This window comes from Alicyclobacillus pomorum DSM 14955, from assembly GCF_000472905.1.
Taxonomy (GTDB): Bacteria; Bacillota; Bacilli; order Alicyclobacillales; family Alicyclobacillaceae; genus Alicyclobacillus_A; species Alicyclobacillus_A pomorum.
The window spans coordinates 31,785-48,788 of sequence record NZ_AXAR01000021.1; the positions used below are offsets into that span (position 1 = coordinate 31,785).

15 protein-coding genes are annotated in these 17,004 nt (G+C 56.1%); 13 read left to right on the forward strand and 2 right to left on the reverse strand.

The window, feature by feature from the left end; translation table 11 throughout:
- The first annotated feature begins 112 nt into the window (after window positions 1-112).
- The 8 genes from tsf (at window position 113) to YWK_RS20340 (ending at window position 10,820) form a co-directional block, all read left to right on the forward strand.
- A complete protein-coding gene (gene tsf, locus YWK_RS0116060; RefSeq protein WP_026965606.1) occupies window positions 113-763 on the forward strand; it encodes a translation elongation factor Ts in 651 nt (216 codons plus the stop codon).
- Between the two features lie 191 nt (window positions 764-954).
- Window positions 955-1,686, forward strand: a complete 732-nt coding sequence (gene pyrH, locus YWK_RS0116065) for a UMP kinase (RefSeq protein WP_026965607.1) — start codon at window positions 955-957, stop codon at window positions 1,684-1,686.
- Window positions 1,679-2,236 carry a ribosome recycling factor gene (gene frr, locus YWK_RS0116070; RefSeq protein ID WP_026965608.1) on the forward strand — a complete coding sequence of 186 codons (558 nt, stop codon included), beginning with the start codon at window positions 1,679-1,681 and terminating at the stop codon, window positions 2,234-2,236. The genes pyrH and frr overlap by 8 nt, the downstream gene beginning before the upstream one ends.
- A 38-nt stretch (window positions 2,237-2,274) precedes the next feature.
- A complete protein-coding gene (locus YWK_RS0116075) occupies window positions 2,275-3,042 on the forward strand; it encodes an undecaprenyl pyrophosphate synthase (protein ID WP_035467311.1) in 768 nt (255 codons plus the stop codon).
- Between the two features lie 9 nt (window positions 3,043-3,051).
- Entirely contained in the window at window positions 3,052-3,831 is a 780-nt protein-coding gene (locus YWK_RS0116080) for a phosphatidate cytidylyltransferase (RefSeq protein ID WP_051375679.1), read from the forward strand.
- Between the two features lie 29 nt (window positions 3,832-3,860).
- A complete protein-coding gene (gene dxr, locus YWK_RS0116085) occupies window positions 3,861-5,030 on the forward strand; it encodes a 1-deoxy-D-xylulose-5-phosphate reductoisomerase (RefSeq protein ID WP_026965611.1) in 1,170 nt (389 codons plus the stop codon).
- Entirely contained in the window at window positions 5,018-6,286 is a 1,269-nt protein-coding gene (gene rseP / locus YWK_RS0116090; protein WP_245578646.1) for an RIP metalloprotease RseP, read from the forward strand. The genes dxr and rseP overlap by 13 nt, the downstream gene beginning before the upstream one ends.
- A gap of 76 nt (window positions 6,287-6,362) precedes the next feature.
- Window positions 6,363-10,820: a PolC-type DNA polymerase III gene (locus YWK_RS20340; protein WP_245578647.1), complete on the forward strand. Its 4,458-nt coding sequence runs from the start codon at window positions 6,363-6,365 to the stop codon at window positions 10,818-10,820.
- A gap of 167 nt (window positions 10,821-10,987) precedes the next feature.
- On the opposite strand, the gene YWK_RS20345 is transcribed toward YWK_RS20340, so the two are convergent.
- Entirely contained in the window at window positions 10,988-11,683 is a 696-nt protein-coding gene (locus YWK_RS20345; RefSeq protein ID WP_051375680.1) for a thymidine kinase, read from the reverse strand.
- 186 nt (window positions 11,684-11,869) lie between these two features.
- Window positions 11,870-13,708, reverse strand: a complete 1,839-nt coding sequence (typA, locus tag YWK_RS0116105) for a translational GTPase TypA (protein WP_026965613.1) — start codon at window positions 13,706-13,708, stop codon at window positions 11,870-11,872.
- A gap of 289 nt (window positions 13,709-13,997) precedes the next feature.
- Between typA and rimP the strand changes: the two genes are divergently transcribed.
- The 5 genes from rimP to YWK_RS22270 all read left to right on the forward strand — a co-directional run.
- Window positions 13,998-14,471: a ribosome maturation factor RimP gene (rimP, locus tag YWK_RS0116110; RefSeq protein ID WP_026965614.1), complete on the forward strand. Its 474-nt coding sequence runs from the start codon at window positions 13,998-14,000 to the stop codon at window positions 14,469-14,471.
- 36 nt (window positions 14,472-14,507) lie between these two features.
- Window positions 14,508-15,629, forward strand: coding sequence for a transcription termination factor NusA (gene nusA, locus YWK_RS0116115; RefSeq protein ID WP_026965615.1), 1,122 nt, complete (start codon window positions 14,508-14,510; stop codon window positions 15,627-15,629).
- A gap of 36 nt (window positions 15,630-15,665) precedes the next feature.
- Entirely contained in the window at window positions 15,666-15,956 is a 291-nt protein-coding gene (gene rnpM / locus YWK_RS0116120) for an RNase P modulator RnpM (protein ID WP_026965616.1), read from the forward strand.
- Window positions 15,904-16,338 (forward strand): L7Ae/L30e/S12e/Gadd45 family ribosomal protein, encoded by a 435-nt coding sequence (locus YWK_RS20350; protein WP_342664257.1) that lies wholly within the window; start codon window positions 15,904-15,906, stop codon window positions 16,336-16,338. Before rnpM ends, YWK_RS20350 begins: the two co-directional genes overlap by 53 nt.
- The coding region (locus YWK_RS22270; RefSeq protein ID WP_245578648.1) for a translation initiation factor IF-2 N-terminal domain-containing protein at window positions 16,307-17,004 on the forward strand (698 nt) is incomplete at its 3' end. The genes YWK_RS20350 and YWK_RS22270, both read left to right, overlap by 32 nt.

Consider the following 17,004-nt stretch of genomic DNA (forward strand, 5'->3'; position numbering starts at 1 on the left):
AAACAGTTTCGAGAGAGGCTGTGAGGTGGCGGGAGCTTCTCTGCCTCGTCACCTTTTTTATGCCGTTTGCAGCGTGGTTGCGCCATGAGATGCGTTACACAGGAGGATGAATATGGAGATCACAGCAGCATTGGTGAAGGAGCTGCGCGAAAAGACGGGCGCAGGTATGATGGATTGCAAAAAAGCGCTGACGGAGGCGAATGGCGACCTCGAGCGCGCGGCGGAAGTTCTTCGTGAAAAAGGTCTTGCATCTGCCGCCAAGAAGGCGGGCCGCGTCGCTGCGGAAGGGATTGTGGAAGCGTACATACACGGTGCGGGCCGGATTGGCGTACTTGTCGAAGTCAACTGTGAGACTGACTTCGTGGCGAAAAACCAGGCGTTCCGCGACTTTGTTCACGATATCGCAATGCACATCGCGGCAGCGAGCCCTCAATACGTCCGTCGCGAAGAAGTTCCGGCGGAAGTTGTGGAGCACGAAAAAGAAATTCTTCGAGCACAGACGCTGAATGAAGGGAAACCGGAACACATCGTCGACAAGATTGTCGAAGGGCGGTTGGACAAGTTTTACAAGGAAGTCTGCCTGATGGAACAGCCCTTCGTGAAGGACCCAGACAAGACGATTGACCAGCTGGTGAAAGAACAAATCGCGCACATCGGTGAGAACATCTCGATTCGCAGATTTTCACGGTTCGTCGTCGGCGAAGGCATTGAAAAGCAAGAAACGAATTTCGCGGAAGAGGTCATGGCCCAAATTCGTAAATGAGGAAGGGAGGGAACACCAAGGTGTTCCCTTTCTTTAAACAGAAATGGTCGCCTCAGCGTACGTTGTATTGGGTGCTGTGATTTCATGACCATCGGTTGCATGCACGATGTTTGCCGATGTCCCTACCGGTGTCTGAAATCACCGGCCTGCCGGTGACTGGAGACTACCACGCACAGAACGGAGGAATCTGGATGCCGACACCGAAGTACTCTCGTGTCGTATTAAAACTCAGTGGGGAAGCGCTTGCCGGGGAGCAAGGATATGGCATTGATCCGGAAGTCATCCACAACATTGCCGTACAAGTGAAGGACGTCGTGGCGCTTGGCGTACAAGTCGCCGTTGTCGTCGGTGGCGGCAATATTTGGCGCGGGATCTCGGGAAGCGCGCGGGGGATGGACAGAGCCACTGCGGACTATATGGGCATGCTGGCGACGGTGTTGAACGCGCTCGCACTTCAGGATGCCTTAGAAAAACTGGAGGTACACACGCGAGTACAAACTTCGGTAGAAATGCGACAAGTCGCTGAACCGTACATTCGGCGTCGGGCCATCCGTCACCTGGAAAAGAATCGTGTGGTCATTTTTGCAGGCGGCACAGGAAACCCGTACTTTTCCACGGATACAACAGCCGCGCTGCGCGCTGCTGAAATCGAGGCCGACGTGATTCTGATGGCGAAAAACGGAGTGGACGGTGTGTATAGCGCGGATCCTTCGAAGGATCCACACGCTGTCAAATACGACCACCTCGAGTTTTTCGACGTGTTGAGCCAGGGGCTTGGCGTGATGGATTCCACGGCCACTTCACTTTGCATGGACAATCAGATTCCGCTGATTGTCTTCTCCATTGGTGATGCGACGAATATTCGGAAGGCTGTACTTGGCGAACCCATTGGAACGATGGTAGGGGGGAAGTCTCGTGATTGAAGATGTGTTGAAATCCGCCGAGGATAGAATGGAAAAAGCGGTACAAGTGTATAAACGGGATCTGTTGACCGTGCGCGCCGGACGCGCCACGCCCGCAATGCTGGATAAGATCACCGTTGAGTACTACGGCACGCAGATGCCCGTCAATCAGGTTGCGAGCGTGACAACGCCGGAACCTCGTCAATTGGTGATTACGCCGTGGGATAAAGGGATGCTGTCGGAGATTGAAAAGGCCATTCAGAAGTCTGACCTGGGTGTCAATCCCATGAACGACGGCAGCGTGATCCGCTTGAACATTCCACCGCTGACCGAGCAACGCCGTCAAGAGCTCGTCAAGGTGGTGCGGAAGATGGCGGAAGAATGTCGTGTGGCCGTCCGTAATATCCGCAGAGATGCGAATGACGAATTGAAGAAGATGGAGAAAAAGGGCGACATTTCGGAAGATCAGGTTCGCCGAGGCACCGACAAAATCCAGGCCATCACAGACAAGTTTATTGCGGAAGTCGACAAGCTGACGGCGGGTAAAGAACAGGAACTGACGGAAGTGTAACGAGGGTGACTGCAGACGACAGGGGGAGGTCAGCGCGATTGTTAAATAGGCTGTTTGCACGAATTCGCAAAAGGCCGCATGAGAAAGAGCGTTTTTCGCTCGAAGGCAACCTCCCTGCTCATCTCGCTATCATTATGGACGGCAATGGTCGATGGGCGAACCGTCGAGGTCTTCCGCGTTTCGCAGGGCATCATGCTGGGATGAAGCGGATGCGTCAGGTGATTCGGGACTGCGACGAGCTGGGCATCCCGTGTTTGACGCTCTACGCGTTTTCCACAGAAAACTGGAAGCGGCCGCAGGATGAAGTGGAGTACCTTATGCGGCTGCCCGAGGAGTTTTTTGCATCCGAAATTGATGAGCTGGTTGAGCGAGGCGTACGCGTCCGCTTTATTGGTGACACCAGCAAACTGCCGCAGCACACGCAGGACATCGTGCATCGGACGCTGGAACGCACCAAGGACAGCAACGGCATGATTGTGAACTTTGCCTTGAACTACGGTGGACGCGCGGAGATTGTGAGCGCGGCTAAGTCGTTTGCAAGAGAAGTCGCTGCCGGGACTGCGACGTGGGATGACCTCACAGAGGAGCGCTTTCAGCAGCACTTGTCCACCGGATCTTTGCCGGATCCGGATTTGGTGATACGCACCAGTGGCGAAATGCGCCTGAGCAACTTCTTGATTTGGCAGGCCGCGTATGCGGAATTTTGGTTCACGGACGTGCTGTGGCCAGATTTTACGCGCGACGTTTTGGAGCAGGCGCTGCGTGAGTTCCAGGGACGCAAACGCCGCTTTGGCGGTTTGAAGTAGGTGAGAAACGTGCTGAGACAACGAGTGGTTACGGCTGTCATCGCCCTGGTGATTGTCGTTGCAGCGGTCGTGTGGTGCTCTCTGTCGTGGCAGATACTCGTGTTCGTCGGGTGTCTGCTGTGCGCTTACGAGTTCGCTGCTATCACCGGACAACGGTGGAGTACGCCGGCGGCCATTTGGGGCTATGCGGTGGTCGCCTTGTTGATATGGTGGCCGCATGGATTCGGTACTTACATGTATCAATGGATGGTTGCTATCACGTTTCTCATCCCCGTGTTGACTCGAAATCGGGCCAACATTCTACAGGCTGCGGCACTGTTTGCAGGGGCTATGTACATCGGATTTGGTGGAGCTAGCTTAGTTGCACTGAGATCCCTAGAAAATGGTTTAGCATGGGTCTTTCTAACAATGATTACAATATGGGCAACCGATACGGCGGCGTATTTTGCAGGGTCGTCTTTGAAGGGGCCAAAGCTATGGCCCGACATCAGTCCGAAAAAGACCGTCAGCGGCGCGGTTGCCGGCGTGATTGCCGGTGGGTTGGCTGCGGTGTTGATTGGATGGCTCGCCATCCAAAGCGCACATCCGCTGCGGTATTTCTACATAGGGGCGCTGATTTCCGTGACGGGACAATTGGGGGACCTCGTCGAATCGGCATACAAGCGATCCGCAGGTGTCAAGGACTCGGGAAGCCTGTTGCCGGGTCACGGCGGTGTGCTGGACAGGGTGGATAGTTTGCTGTTTGCTGCGCCCTTGGCGGTGTTCCTCATCACGCAGCCCTGGTCGTAGACGTACATCATGATTGAGGTGCATGAGCCGTGATTTCAGTAACGATATTAGGGTCGACGGGCGTCATCGGCACCAACACACTCGAGGTATTGGAGCACCTGGGCGAAAGCTACGTCGTCCGAGCCCTCGCTGCAGGCAAAAACGCTTCTCGCTTGGCTGAGCAGATTCGGCGGTTTCGTCCACAATACGTGTCGGTTCAGGACGAATCAACCCTAAGGGAACTCAAAGAGCAACTCGTCGGAATCGACGCATGGCCGGAATTTTTTGTCGGGGACGACGGCCTCGAGCAGATTAGCCAGGTTCCGACGGACGTTGTGGTATCAGCCATCGTGGGTGCTAAAGGTCTCGCCCCAACGTGGCGAGCTGTCGAGCGGGGAGCGACCGTCGCACTGGCGAACAAGGAGACACTTGTCGCTGCGGGAGATCTGGTGATGCCGCTCGCTGCGAAAACCGGCGCGCACATCGTTCCCGTGGACAGTGAACATTCCGCTCTGTTGCAGTCATTGCACAGTGGGAAGCCGGAAGAAGTATCGAGGTATATCCTCACCGCGTCCGGTGGACCTTTTCGCGAGTGGTCGTATGAACAGCTGACGCGCGCCACCGTCGAAGAGGCTCTGCGCCACCCGACTTGGAGCATGGGGCAAAAGATTACGGTGGATTCTGCTACGTTGATGAATAAAGGCCTCGAGGTGATTGAGGCCCATCATTTATTTCAAGCTCCGTATTCAAAGATTGACGTCGTGGTTCACCCGCAAAGCGTTGTCCACTCTTTAGTGGAGTTTGTGGACGGATCCGTGGTGGCTCAGTTGGCGACTCACGACATGCGATTGCCCATCCAATACGCCCTCACCTACCCGAATCGACGGCAAAGTCCATGGCCCCGCCTGGACTTACTGTCTGTGGCCACGCTGACGTTTGAGGCTCCCGATTTCAACAGATTTCCGAGTCTTCGGCTGGCGTATGAAGCGGGGAAGGCGGGCGGTTACGCGCCTTGTGTGCTCAATGCAGCGAACGAAATTGCAGTGGCAGCTTTTCTGTCTGGACGCATTTCATTCCTTCAGATGGCGAAACTGGTGGAGAGTGTGCTGGAAAGACACATACCGGGGACACCTTCTGAATTGAATGATATTGTAGAGATGGACAACTGGGCGCGTCGTTCAGCTCTCGCAATGTTGGAAAAGGGCGGGTGGAACTGTTGACCATTGCAGTCGTCAGTGTGCTGAAAGGAATCGTCGCGATTGTCTCCGTGTTCTTGGTGTGCATTGTACTGCACGAGTTCGGGCACTACATTGTGGCCAAGAAAAGTGGTGTGGCCGTTCCAGCTTTCGCAGTGGGATTTGGGCCGAAGATCTTCCGCTGGACGCGGAACGGAACGGAGTTCTCAATCCGGCTGTTTCCTCTGGGTGGCCTTGTTCAGCTGGCGGGTGAGATTCCGCAGGATGCACTGTTTCGAAAAGGGGAGCAGATTGCGTTCCAGGTGGACGACCAGGGGCGAGTGACCGTGCTTGGAGATCCCATGGACGTACCTGGCGGCCGCGTCGGTATTCTGCGGGACCTGGATCTGATGAACCGCCTGCAAATGACCATCGATACTGGCGATGAGGTACGCAACTACACGGTCGTTCCTCATGCAAAACTGATGACCAATAAACGGAATTCGATGCCGCTGGTGGAGCGGCACGAACAGGTGCTCGGCAAGCCACTATGGCAACGCGCAGCCATCATTCTCGCCGGTCCAGCGATGAATTTCTTGCTGGCAGGTGTTTTATTCTCCGCATGGTCTGGCTACAATGGGGTGCCGACGACTCAAGTTGCGACGGTCGCCTCAGGATCTCCGGCTGCAATGAGCGGACTGCAGACAGGAGACAAAGTTCTGGCTGTGGACGGAAAGACAATATCGAGCTGGACTGACTTGCAGCGCGCCATCCGGGCGGACCACTCCACACCACCGAAACCGCTGCGCCTTGATATAGAGCGCAATAAAACGACGGAGCACATCACGGTCACGCCGAGGATGGTGGACGGGAATATTCCCCAGTTGGGTGTCACGCCGCAGCTGTCACACAACGTGCTCCAAGCTGTGAAAACGGGCTTTGCAAACGTGTATTTTGGATCTGTGAACGCAGTTCAAGCATACTGGCAGGTCATTTCACAGCACCAATTCAACAGTCTCGCAGGACCTGTTGGGATTGCAGACGTGATTAATCAACAAGCCCAGACAGGCTTTTGGCACGTCGTCATGATTGCAGGATTGTTGAGTTTAAACCTCGGATTGTTTAACTTGCTGCCGATACCTGCTCTGGACGGTGGGCGCTTGCTGTTTATGATTGTCGAGATGTTTCGGGGGCGTGCTGTTGATCCTCGGAAGGAAGGGCTGGTGCACCTCGTCGGTTTCGGTTTGTTGATGTTGTTTGCAGTGGTCATCACATATCGAGATGTGACACGTCTGTTCTGACGCCTTCGTCCTGTCAGACGGTCGCGTCGGAGCAACATGGAAGTATGGGGAACCGCGGATAGTGAGGGTTATTGCCATGAATCAATTGGGGTTGCCGCTCGAGGATACCTCTGGGCACCAGGCGTCGGCGCCGGCGCAGGTTGACGCCACCGCCGAGTTGCCGAAGGGGTTTGTAGAAAAGGTTGTCGTCAAACGGAAATCCCGTTGTATTGAAGTCTATCTCACTCCCCTGCATCACGTGCGGGAGAGACAGTCGGCGTCTGAGGATGCATCCGTCGACGCATTGCGCCGTGCTGCGACGGAGATGGTTCGCTACGTGAGAAAGCTGACGTCGCTCACGCCGAGTTTGTCGGAAGAACGAATCGAGCTTCGTATCATTCCGCCACGTTGGACGGAGAGCACGTCAGATGCTGTCGCACAAGCCATTGTGTCCTCGTTGTTGGAATGGTATAGCGAAGATGAACCGATTGCGGCCAATTGGCTAGGGAAAGCGTCCGTCCAGTGTGTGTCGACGAGGCCTGCGGAAGATGGAGGCTCTGTGTCTCTATGGCGGTTTCTGGTCGGCAACGACGCGGAGCGCGCTGCCCTCGTGAAAAAGAAAACGGACAAGTGGCTGGCTGAACACTGCAGACTGGCGTTTGGCCTCAACGTTCAGTGCGAATTTGTAGTTGATGAATCCGCACAGGAACGCGTGGAAAAGTTGCGCCAGGAATTGGAGGCCAACGAGCGGCAGGAAGTCCTCGAGATGCTTGCCCGCGAAGCGGAAAGTCGTGCGGAAAAACCGGAGAAACCAGCTGAGCACGCGCACACAGGGGATAGGCCATATCGTCGCGAGCGGCGCAAGGACGATGACGGTCCGGTACAGCCGCTGACCATTGGGCGCCCCATCGATGAGACACTGCTGACACCGATGAAGGACATTGTCGATGAAATGCGGAAGGTTGCAGTGGAAGGCCGCGTGTTCAGTGTGGACACGCGCACGTTGCCCAGCGGTCGGACGTTGATCCAGTTCAACATCACGGACGAGACGAGTTCCATCACCGCGAAACTGTTCTCGAACAACGAGCGGCAGCTGGAGGCCTTGCAGCCGCTCCAGGATGACGTGTACGTTCGCATTCAAGGTCAAGTTCAGTTTGATACGTACGCCAAAGAACTGGTGTTCATGGTCCAGGACATGCAGCCGGTGGATCCGCCGACGCGGGAGGATACCGCGGAAGTGAAGCGCGTGGAGCTGCATCTGCACTCGAACATGTCGCAGCTTGACGGCGTGACACCAGTCAGCAAGTTTGTGAAGCAGGCGGCGAAATGGGGACACGATGCCATCGCCATCACAGACCACGGCGTGGTGCAGGCGTTTCCGGAAGCCTACTCCGCCGCCAAGAAGAATGGAATCAAGGTTTTACTCGGCGTGGAAGCGTACGTGGTGGACGACGGGACCCCGATTGTGTACCGCGAGGCGGATCTTGTGCTCGACGACAATACCGAATACGTTGTGTTCGACACGGAGACAACAGGCCTCAATGCCCGTGAAGACACGTTGATTGAGATCTCTGGCGTTCGGATGAAAGGGAAGCAAATTGTAGACCAGTTTGCCACCTTGATTGATCCGGAGCGCCCGGTCCCACCGAAAATCACCGAGCTGACCGGAATCACCCCGGACATGCTGGTGGGCCAACCGAAACTGGAAGAGGCGTTAAAGCATTTCCGCGCATTCGCGGAGGGGGCCATTTTGGTTGCGCACAACGCAGAATTTGACGTTGGCTTTCTCGGACAGTGCGCCCTGAGAATCGGTATGGAGCCGTGGACCCATCCGGTCATTGACACATTGGCACTGGCGCGCGTGTTGTACCCGGGAGAGAAGAACTACCGACTCAAGACGTTGACGCAGAAGTTCAACGTCGAGCTGGTCAACCACCATCGCGCCATCGCTGACGCGGAAGCGACCGGGAAGGTCTTCGCCCACATGCAACAGACCATGCAGGAGCGTGGTATCTCGCGGCTGACCGAGTTGAACGCGCTCGCGGGAGACGTCGACGTCACGCGGGTGCGCCCGTTCCACGCAACGATTTTGGTTCGCAATCAGGCTGGCCTGAAAAACCTGTACAAGCTGGTCTCGCTGGCGCATACGAAGTACCTGTACCGCACGCCTCGCGTACCAAAGAGTGAGTTGGTCAAGCATCGCGACGGTCTGCTGATTGGCACCGCCTGTCAAAACGGCGAGTTAATTCAAGCGTTTCTGCGCGGAAAAAGCATAGACGAGATTGAGGCCATCTGCGAGTTTTACGACTATCTCGAACTGCAGCCGCTCAGTCACTACGAAAACCTGGTTCGCGAGCAAATGATCCAGAGCTTGCAAAGCGTGAAGGATATCCACCGGCAAATCGTCGAGATTGGCAAGAAACTGAACAAGCCGGTGGTGGCGACGGGGGACGTGCACTTCTTGAACCCAAACGACCACATCTTCCGCGAAATTTACCTGCAGTCGCAAAACCAGGGCGAAGCGGTGCAACAGCCGCCTTTGTACTTGAGGACGACCAACGAGATGTTGGAGGAGTTTCAGCATTTAGGAGACGACGCCTACGACGTGGTGGTTGGCGCAAGTCGGTACATCGCGGATCAACTGGAAGAGGTCAGACCGATTCCGGACCAGTTGTACACGCCGGTGATTGAGGGCGCTGAGGACGAGATTACCCGGATGTCGTACGAGAAGGCTCGCCAGCTCTACGGAGATCCACTGCCGGAGATTGTGGAAGCGCGACTGAAGAAGGAGCTCAACTCCATTATCAACCACGGGTTCGCCGTCATTTACTTGATTGCACACAAGTTGGTGACCAAGTCGTTGTCAGACGGATACCTCGTTGGGAGCCGTGGATCGGTCGGGTCGTCCCTGGTTGCCACGATGACGGACATTACGGAGGTCAATCCGTTGCCGCCGCACTACCGTTGTCCATCTTGTCGCTACAGCGAGTTTATCGAAGACGGTTCGGTTGGTTCCGGTTTTGACCTGCCCCACAAAAACTGTCCAAAGTGCGGGACAGATATGGATCGCGACGGCCACGACATCCCGTTTGAGACGTTCCTTGGCTTCCACGGGGACAAAGTGCCTGATATTGACTTGAATTTCTCCGGCGAATATCAGCCTCGGGCGCACCGCTACACGGAGGAGCTGTTCGGCAAGGACCACGTGTTCCGAGCCGGAACCATTTCCGGTGTCGCGGAAAAGACAGCGTACGGCTACGTCCGGAAGTTTGCCGAAGAGCGTGGACTGGTGTTACGCAACGCGGAAATCGACCGGCTCGTGAAAGGTTGTACAGGCGTCAAGCGCACCACAGGTCAACACCCGGGCGGTCAGGTGGTCGTGCCCGGTCACGTGACCGTCTACGACTTTACGCCTGTCCAGTATCCGGCCGACGACAAGAGCGCCGGGACGCTCACGACGCACTTTGACTACCATTCGGGCCTCGAGAACTGCCTGTTAAAACTCGATATTCTCGGGCACGACGATCCAACCGTCATCCGCATGTTGCAGGACCTGACGGGGGTCGACCCGAAGACGATTCCTCTGGATGACCCGCTCGTCCTCGGTCTCTTTTCTGGCACGGAGACGCTCGGTGTGAAACCGGAGGACATTCGGTCCAAAACCGGCACGTACGCGATCCCCGAGTTTGGTACTAAATTTGTGCGCCAGATGCTCGAGGATACTCGACCGACCACGTTTTCCGAGTTGGTGCGCATCTCCGGTCTATCACACGGCACGGACGTCTGGCTGAACAACGCCCAGGACCTGATTCGTCAAGGGATTGCCACGCTGTCCGAGGTCATTTGCGCCCGAGACGATATCATGATCTATTTGATTTACAAGGGACTTGAGCCAGGACGTGCATTCAAGATTATGGAGAGCATCCGCAAAGGGAAAGGCGTCAAGGAAGAAGATGCAGAGTACATGCGGCAATTCGGGGTTCCCGAGTGGTACATCGAGTCGGGACGGAAGATCAAGTACATGTTCCCGAAGGCGCACGCGACTGCATACGTGCTGATGGCTGTGCGGATTGCCTGGTTCAAAGTACACTATCCACTCGCGTTCTACGCGACGTATTTCACGGTGCGTGCGGACGACTTTGATGTGGAGCTCATGGCCCAAGGAAGAGACGCCATCTGGCGTAAAATAGAGGAAATTGAGCAGAAGGGGAACGCCGCGCTGCCAAAGGAGAAGAGCTTGCTGACCGTGCTCGAGGTGGCGCTAGAGATGGTGGTCAGAGGATACAAATTCCTGCCGATTGACTTGTACAAGTCGCACGCCACCAAGTTCCTGATTGACGAAGAACAAAAGGCACTACGGCCTCCATTTGCCGCGATTCCGGGCGTGGGTGAGTCGGCTGCGAACAACCTCTATCAAGCTTGTCAAGAGGGTGAATTCCTGTCGATTGAAGATTTGCAGTCGCGGAGCCGCGTTTCGAAGACGGTCATTGAAATCCTGGATGGTCTCGGTTGCTTGAAGGGCCTTCCGGAAACGAACCAGCTTTCGTTGTTCTAAAGCGCTGTGTGACTGAACACTGGCGAAGCGAGGCAACGTTGAATGGAATATCAAAAGCACCTGATCCAGTGGGTCAGGTGCTTTTTGTTGGAGTGAGGTGTGTTCAAATCGTAGGGCGTACCAACTTTACAACCATTGGCCACTGCCCGAAAGGACCACCAAGGCGCTTAATGCTCCTCGGTGGCTGCCACTTCTGCGAACGTGGATTCCCCCTCGTAAAAGGTCACGTGACAACGGCGACAGCGCGGCTCATAGGATTCGGTGGCACCTGGATACACCACAGGATCCGTCCAGGCTGCCGGTCTGCCGTTGATTAGGCGCTGTGGCAACACGGCTGGTGCACCGCAGCGCACGCAAGTTGAGGTAAGGCTCACTCGCTCATCTGCCAATGCGAGGATATCGCCCATGGGTCCAAACGGCAGACCGCGAAAGTCCTTATCCAGTCCAGATACCACTATGAAACAGTGCCTGCGCAAGAGTTCCACAAGCACCTGGACAATCACGTATCCGTGCTCGTTTTTCTCCATGAAAAACTGAACTTCGTCGCACGCGACAATTTGCACGTTGTCCGCAATGACCCGTTCCAGCAAGCGGCTGGCAGAATCCACAGGGGTGGCGGGTATGCGCTCACCACCGTGGCTCGCGATTTCCGTCTGAGAGTAGCGAGTATCCAAACTGTGTTTGTACACGCCAATCTTGCGCGGCTTGTATATGTACCCATCGCGCTCGGCGGCAGCTTTGCGAATGGACTCGACGCGTTCCATGGTCTTGAGGCGAGCAATGAGTTCCTCTGTTTTTCCAGACATCATGTTGCCAGTAATCACAAGGAGGTGTCCTGCTTCAGGCAAAGTAGGTGCATTCATGGTAGGACTCCTTTACGCGGAATAAACGTTGAGGAAGCGCGACATGAGGGTGGCTGATGTGCAGCCATCGTGTTCAGTTCGCGATGAGAGGAGAACGTTCCCCTTTTGACGGTATCCGACCGCGGACAACCGAGCTCCGGGCCACCGAATGCCTGACGCCATTGGTGACCCGTGCGCCTCCTTGGCTTACTGCGAGACTTTCCCACGCTTGGCGGCTTTCTCGCGTTCGCTCTTGGATAGTTCGCGCTTGCGGAGTCGGACACTCTGCGGCGTGATTTCACACAGTTCATCGTCTTCAATGTAGGTGATGGCCTGTTCGAGGCTCAGCTTGCGCGGCGCCTTTAGCCGTACTGTTTCGTCCTTAGTCGCAGATCTCACGTTGCTCATGTGCTTTTGCTTTGTCACATTGACGGTGAGATCATTTTCGCGGTTGTGCTCGCCGACAATCATCCCTTCATAGACGACGGTGCCTGGTGTGATGAACATCACACCGCGGTCTTCGAGGTTTTGCAGCGCGTAGGTCGTCGCTGTACCGCTATCCATGGAGACGAGCACGCCCTGGCGTCGGGTCACGACGTCACCGCGCCATGCTCCATATTCCAAAAAGCTGTGGTGCATAATGCCGTACCCGCGAGTCAGTGTCATGAACTCGGTGCGGAATCCGATGAGGCCGCGCGAAGGAACGGAGAATTCCAAACGCGTGGATTCTCCAGATGGAGATGTCTCGAGTTTCTGCATTTCCGCCTTACGCAAACCCAAGGCCTCAATGACAGCGCCGACCGAGTCGGACGGTACGTCCGCGACGAGCAACTCGATGGGTTCCAACAAAGTGTCCCCTTCGCGCTTCAGGATGACGCGGGGTTTCGACACTTGCATTTCATAGCCCTCGCGGCGCATGGTTTCAATCAAAATCGAGAGGTGCAGTTCCCCGCGGCTGGAGACGAGAAATGCGTCGGCGTCGTCCGTCTCCTCGACGCGCAGGCTGACGTCCGACTCCAGTTCGGCGAACAGCCGCTCCCGCAACTTCCGCGACGTCACGTGCGTGCCCTCGCGCCCGGCCAACGGGCTGTTGTTCACGAGGAACGTCATTTGGAGCGTCGGTTCGTCAATCTTGAGGAGCGGGAGGGGATCGACATGGTTTACGTCGCACACGGTTTCCCCGACCGTGATGTCAGACAAACCGGCAATCGCCACAATGTCCCCGGCGCGGGCCGACTCCACTTCAACCCGCTTCAATCCTTGAAATCCGAACAGCTTGGTGATGCGGGACCGTTCAATCGACCCGTCTCGCTTCGCAACGGCCACGGTTTGACCGAGCTGGATGGTTCCCCGCGCGATGCGGCCGATGCCAATACGGCCTAAGAATTCGTTGTAGTCGAGCATGGTAACCTGCCACTGCAGCGGCGCTTCCATATCTACTGAAGGTGCTGGGATGTGGTTGAGGATGGCTTCAAACAGCGGTTGCATGTTTTCGCCAGGCGTATCTGGGTCTTCGGTGGCCACACCCTGCAACGCAGACGTGTAGACGACCGGAAAGTCACACTGTTCTTCGGAGGCGCCGAGTTCGATGAAGAGATCCAACACTTCGTCGACGACTTCCAGTGGACGTGCATTCGGCCGATCCATTTTGTTCACGACCACAATGGGCGACAGACCGACGGAAAGGGCCTTTTGCAGCACAAACTTGGTCTGTGGCATGACACCCTCAAACGCGTCCACCACCAGCAAAACGCCGTCTACCATCTTGACAATGCGTTCCACTTCGCCACTGAAGTCCGCGTGACCTGGTGTGTCGACAATGTTGATTTTGAAGCCCTTGTAGGGAATTGCCGTGGTTTTGGCGAGAATTGTAATGCCACGCTCACGCTCGATGTCGTTGGAGTCCATCGCACGTTCCTGAAGTTGTTCATTCTCGCGGAACAATCCAGACTGGCGGAGCAATTGGTCGACGAGGCTGGTTTTGCCATGGTCGACGTGTGCGACAATCGCCACGTTCCGAAGTTCCGGTTGTGTGTTTTTGGTCATATTTGATCCCTCGGGATTTCTGAATTTGATGGGCGGTGTTTGGCGGCCCGCCGCGGTGCCGCTTTCCACCTTATCACGTGTCTGAGAAAACCGCAATTTATCCTTAGATAAAGTGTTTGCCAGGCGTGACCATTGGTGGTATACTCTCAGTGTTAGACTTCGTATATGTATCGACGCGAAGAGTGGGGACTCCCCACTCTTCGATCTATGATTCGGGCGATTCACGTCTCTCCAATGTCGACCGGCGGATCGCGCGAGTCATGATTAGCCAGCAAAGGGAGGTACTTTTGTGCCAAAAGAGCGTGTGACCGACATCGTGGAACGTCTGGCACTCCCCATTGTTGAGGCCGCGGGTCTGGAGCTTGTCGACGTGGAGTACAAAAAGGAAGGCGCCAACTGGTATCTGCGCGTCTTCATCGATAAACCGGAAGGTGTGGACATCGACGACTGCAGTCGGGTGAGCGAGCAGTTGTCTGAGCGCCTGGACGAAGTGGACCCCATTCCGAACTCCTATTTTCTCGAGGTTTCCTCACCGGGCGCCGAGCGTCCATTGAAAAAACCGTCCGACTTCGAACGCGCGGTTGGTCAGTATGTACACGTCTCCTTCTATGAACCGTTGAACGGCCAGAAAGCGCTGGAGGGAACCCTGAATCGTTTTGACGGCGAATCCGTCGAGCTGGAGGTTATGCTCAAAGGGGTTCGTAAAACGATGGTCGTACCGCTGGATAAGGTAGCTGCTGCGCGGCTTGCAGTGAAGCTGTGACAATTGTCAGAAGCTTGAAAGGGGGAGATATTGTCCATGAACGCAGAGTTCATCGACGCGCTGGAACAGTTGCAAAGAGAAAAAGGAATAGACAAAGACACGTTGCTGGAGGCCATTGAAGCTGCGCTGATTTCTGGATATAAGCGCAACTTCAACTCGGCGCCAAACGTCCGTGTAGAGATCCAGCGCGACACGGGTGAGGTCAAAGTGTTTGCCCGCAAGACGGTCGTCGAGGAACCTCAAGATACGCGCCTGGAGATTTCGCTGGATGCGGCGCTGGATATCAGCCCGACGTACCAGTTGGGCGATGTCGTGGAAATCGAGGTGACGCCGCGGGAGTTCGGGCGCATCGCTGCGCAGACCGCAAAGCAGGTTGTTACGCAACGGATTCGCGAGGCCGAGCGGTCCATCGTGTACAGCAAGTTCGTGGATCGGGAAGAAGACATTGTGACGGGCGTCATCCAACGGCAGGATGCCCGCGTTGCGTATGTAGATTTGGGTCAAACCGAAGCAGTGATGCCGCTGTCCGAACAGATGCCCACGGACAAGTTCAAGTCGGGGGATCGCGTGAAGGCGTACATCACTCGAGTGGAGCGCACGACGAAAGGTCCGCAGATTGTGTTGTCCAGGACGCACCCGGGGCTGTTGAAACGGCTCTTCGAGCTGGAAGTTCCGGAAATTTACGAAGGCGTCGTGGAGATCAAGTCTGTCGCCCGGGAGGCTGGGTATCGGTCGAAAATTGCCGTTCATTCTCGCAATCCGGAAGTGGATCCGATTGGAGCTTGCGTGGGCGCCCGCGGTATGCGGGTACAGGCGGTTGTCAATGAACTGAACGGAGAGAAAGTGGATATTGTGAAGTGGAGTGAGGATCCGGCTGAGTTCGTCGCGAACGCGCTGTCGCCCGCTAAGGTGGTCTCGGTGCAAATTCACGAAGACGAAAAGGTCGCTCGCGCCATCGTGCCTGATTATCAGCTTTCTCTTGCGATTGGCAAAGAAGGCCAAAACGCCCGTCTGGCCGCGAAGCTCACGGCTTGGAAAATTGACATCAAGAGCGAAACGCAGGCAGCGGAGCTCGGAATGTTTGGCCGCCTCGCACCGGATGACGAGGACGACGAAGATATCGGCACGTTGTCCGCTGATTGGCTCAACGAGCCATAAGCCGCGGTCGGTAGAGTCTGAAGGGGGTGTGTGCAAATGCAACGGCAGAAAAAGGTGCCGCTGCGCAAGTGTGTCGGCTGCCAGGAACAAAGTCCGAAGCGTGAACTGATACGCGTGGTACACACGCCAGAGGGCACTGTCGAGCTGGATTTGACCGGGAAGAGAAACGGACGTGGCGCATATCTGTGCAAGAAATTGGAGTGTCTGAAGGTGGCTCGCAAGCGAAAGTCTCTGGAGCGCGCCATGAAAACGGCAATTCCAGACGAGGTTTTCGATGAATTGGAGTTTCGTCTCCAAGGAGCGATTTCCGCCGATGGCAGGCACTGAAGAGCGTCCAGACGCGGACCTGTCCGCGATACGGACAGTCGCAAAGCAGCAGGCGCTGCAATGGGTGGGTTTGGCGATTCGTGCGCGCAAGGCCGTCATTGGGGCGGATGCAGTGATGAAAGCTGTGCAGTCAAGGAAAGCCCGATTGGTGCTTGTCACCGAAGACGCTGGTGCCAATATGGCGAAAAAGTACCGCGACAAGTGCGCGTTTTACGATATACCGTTGGTTGTCTGGTTTGACAGATGGGAGCTAGGGATTGCTTGCGGGAAGCCGCAGACCGTAGCCGTTGCGTTCATGGACCCGGGGTTCGCGGCGAAGATGGAGAAGTATTACGGGGAATTTAGCGGAGGTGAAGCCTTTGGCGAAACTTCGAGTGTATGAGTACGCGAAGCAACTAAACATGTCGAGCAAGGAGATTTTGACCATTCTCAATCGACTGGATGTGCCGGTAGCCAACCATATGAGCGTCATGGAGCCCGAAATGGTCAATAAGGTAGAGAAATTCTTCTCTGACGTGAAACATCGTGCGGCCGTGAAACATGCGTCGGACGTGGAAAAGGACCTGCGGGAGAAACAGCGGCAACGCGAACGCACAAATCGGGAAACGCCTCGCCGGGAACCTGCTCGCGATGGAGCTGCAGCGCAGTCTTCAACGTCGGCTCAGGTGAACTTCGCACGTGAGGAAGAGAGAACCGCATCGGCGGACACTGGGCGCCCCACAGCAGCAGGAGCGGCGCAGCATGATGCCGGAGCCAATGCGGGGCGAAAGGAACCAGCCGGAGACGCGGTGGGAACGAGCCAGGACGCGCCAACAGGTCAGGCCGACGCCAGTTCCAGTGCAGCGGGCAGCCGTCGCCATGAAGGAGCTGAGCAGCAGCCAGGTCATGGAGCAACTGGGGGCTCGCCGCGTACGCAAGGTGACCGTCCTGACGGGCGCAGTGGCACCGCGCAGGGGCAAGGCGGCCAACGCTCTGGAGGTTACGGCGGCGGTCAAGGCGGTCAACGTTCCGGAGGCTACGGCGGCCAAGGTGGTCAACGCTCTGGAGG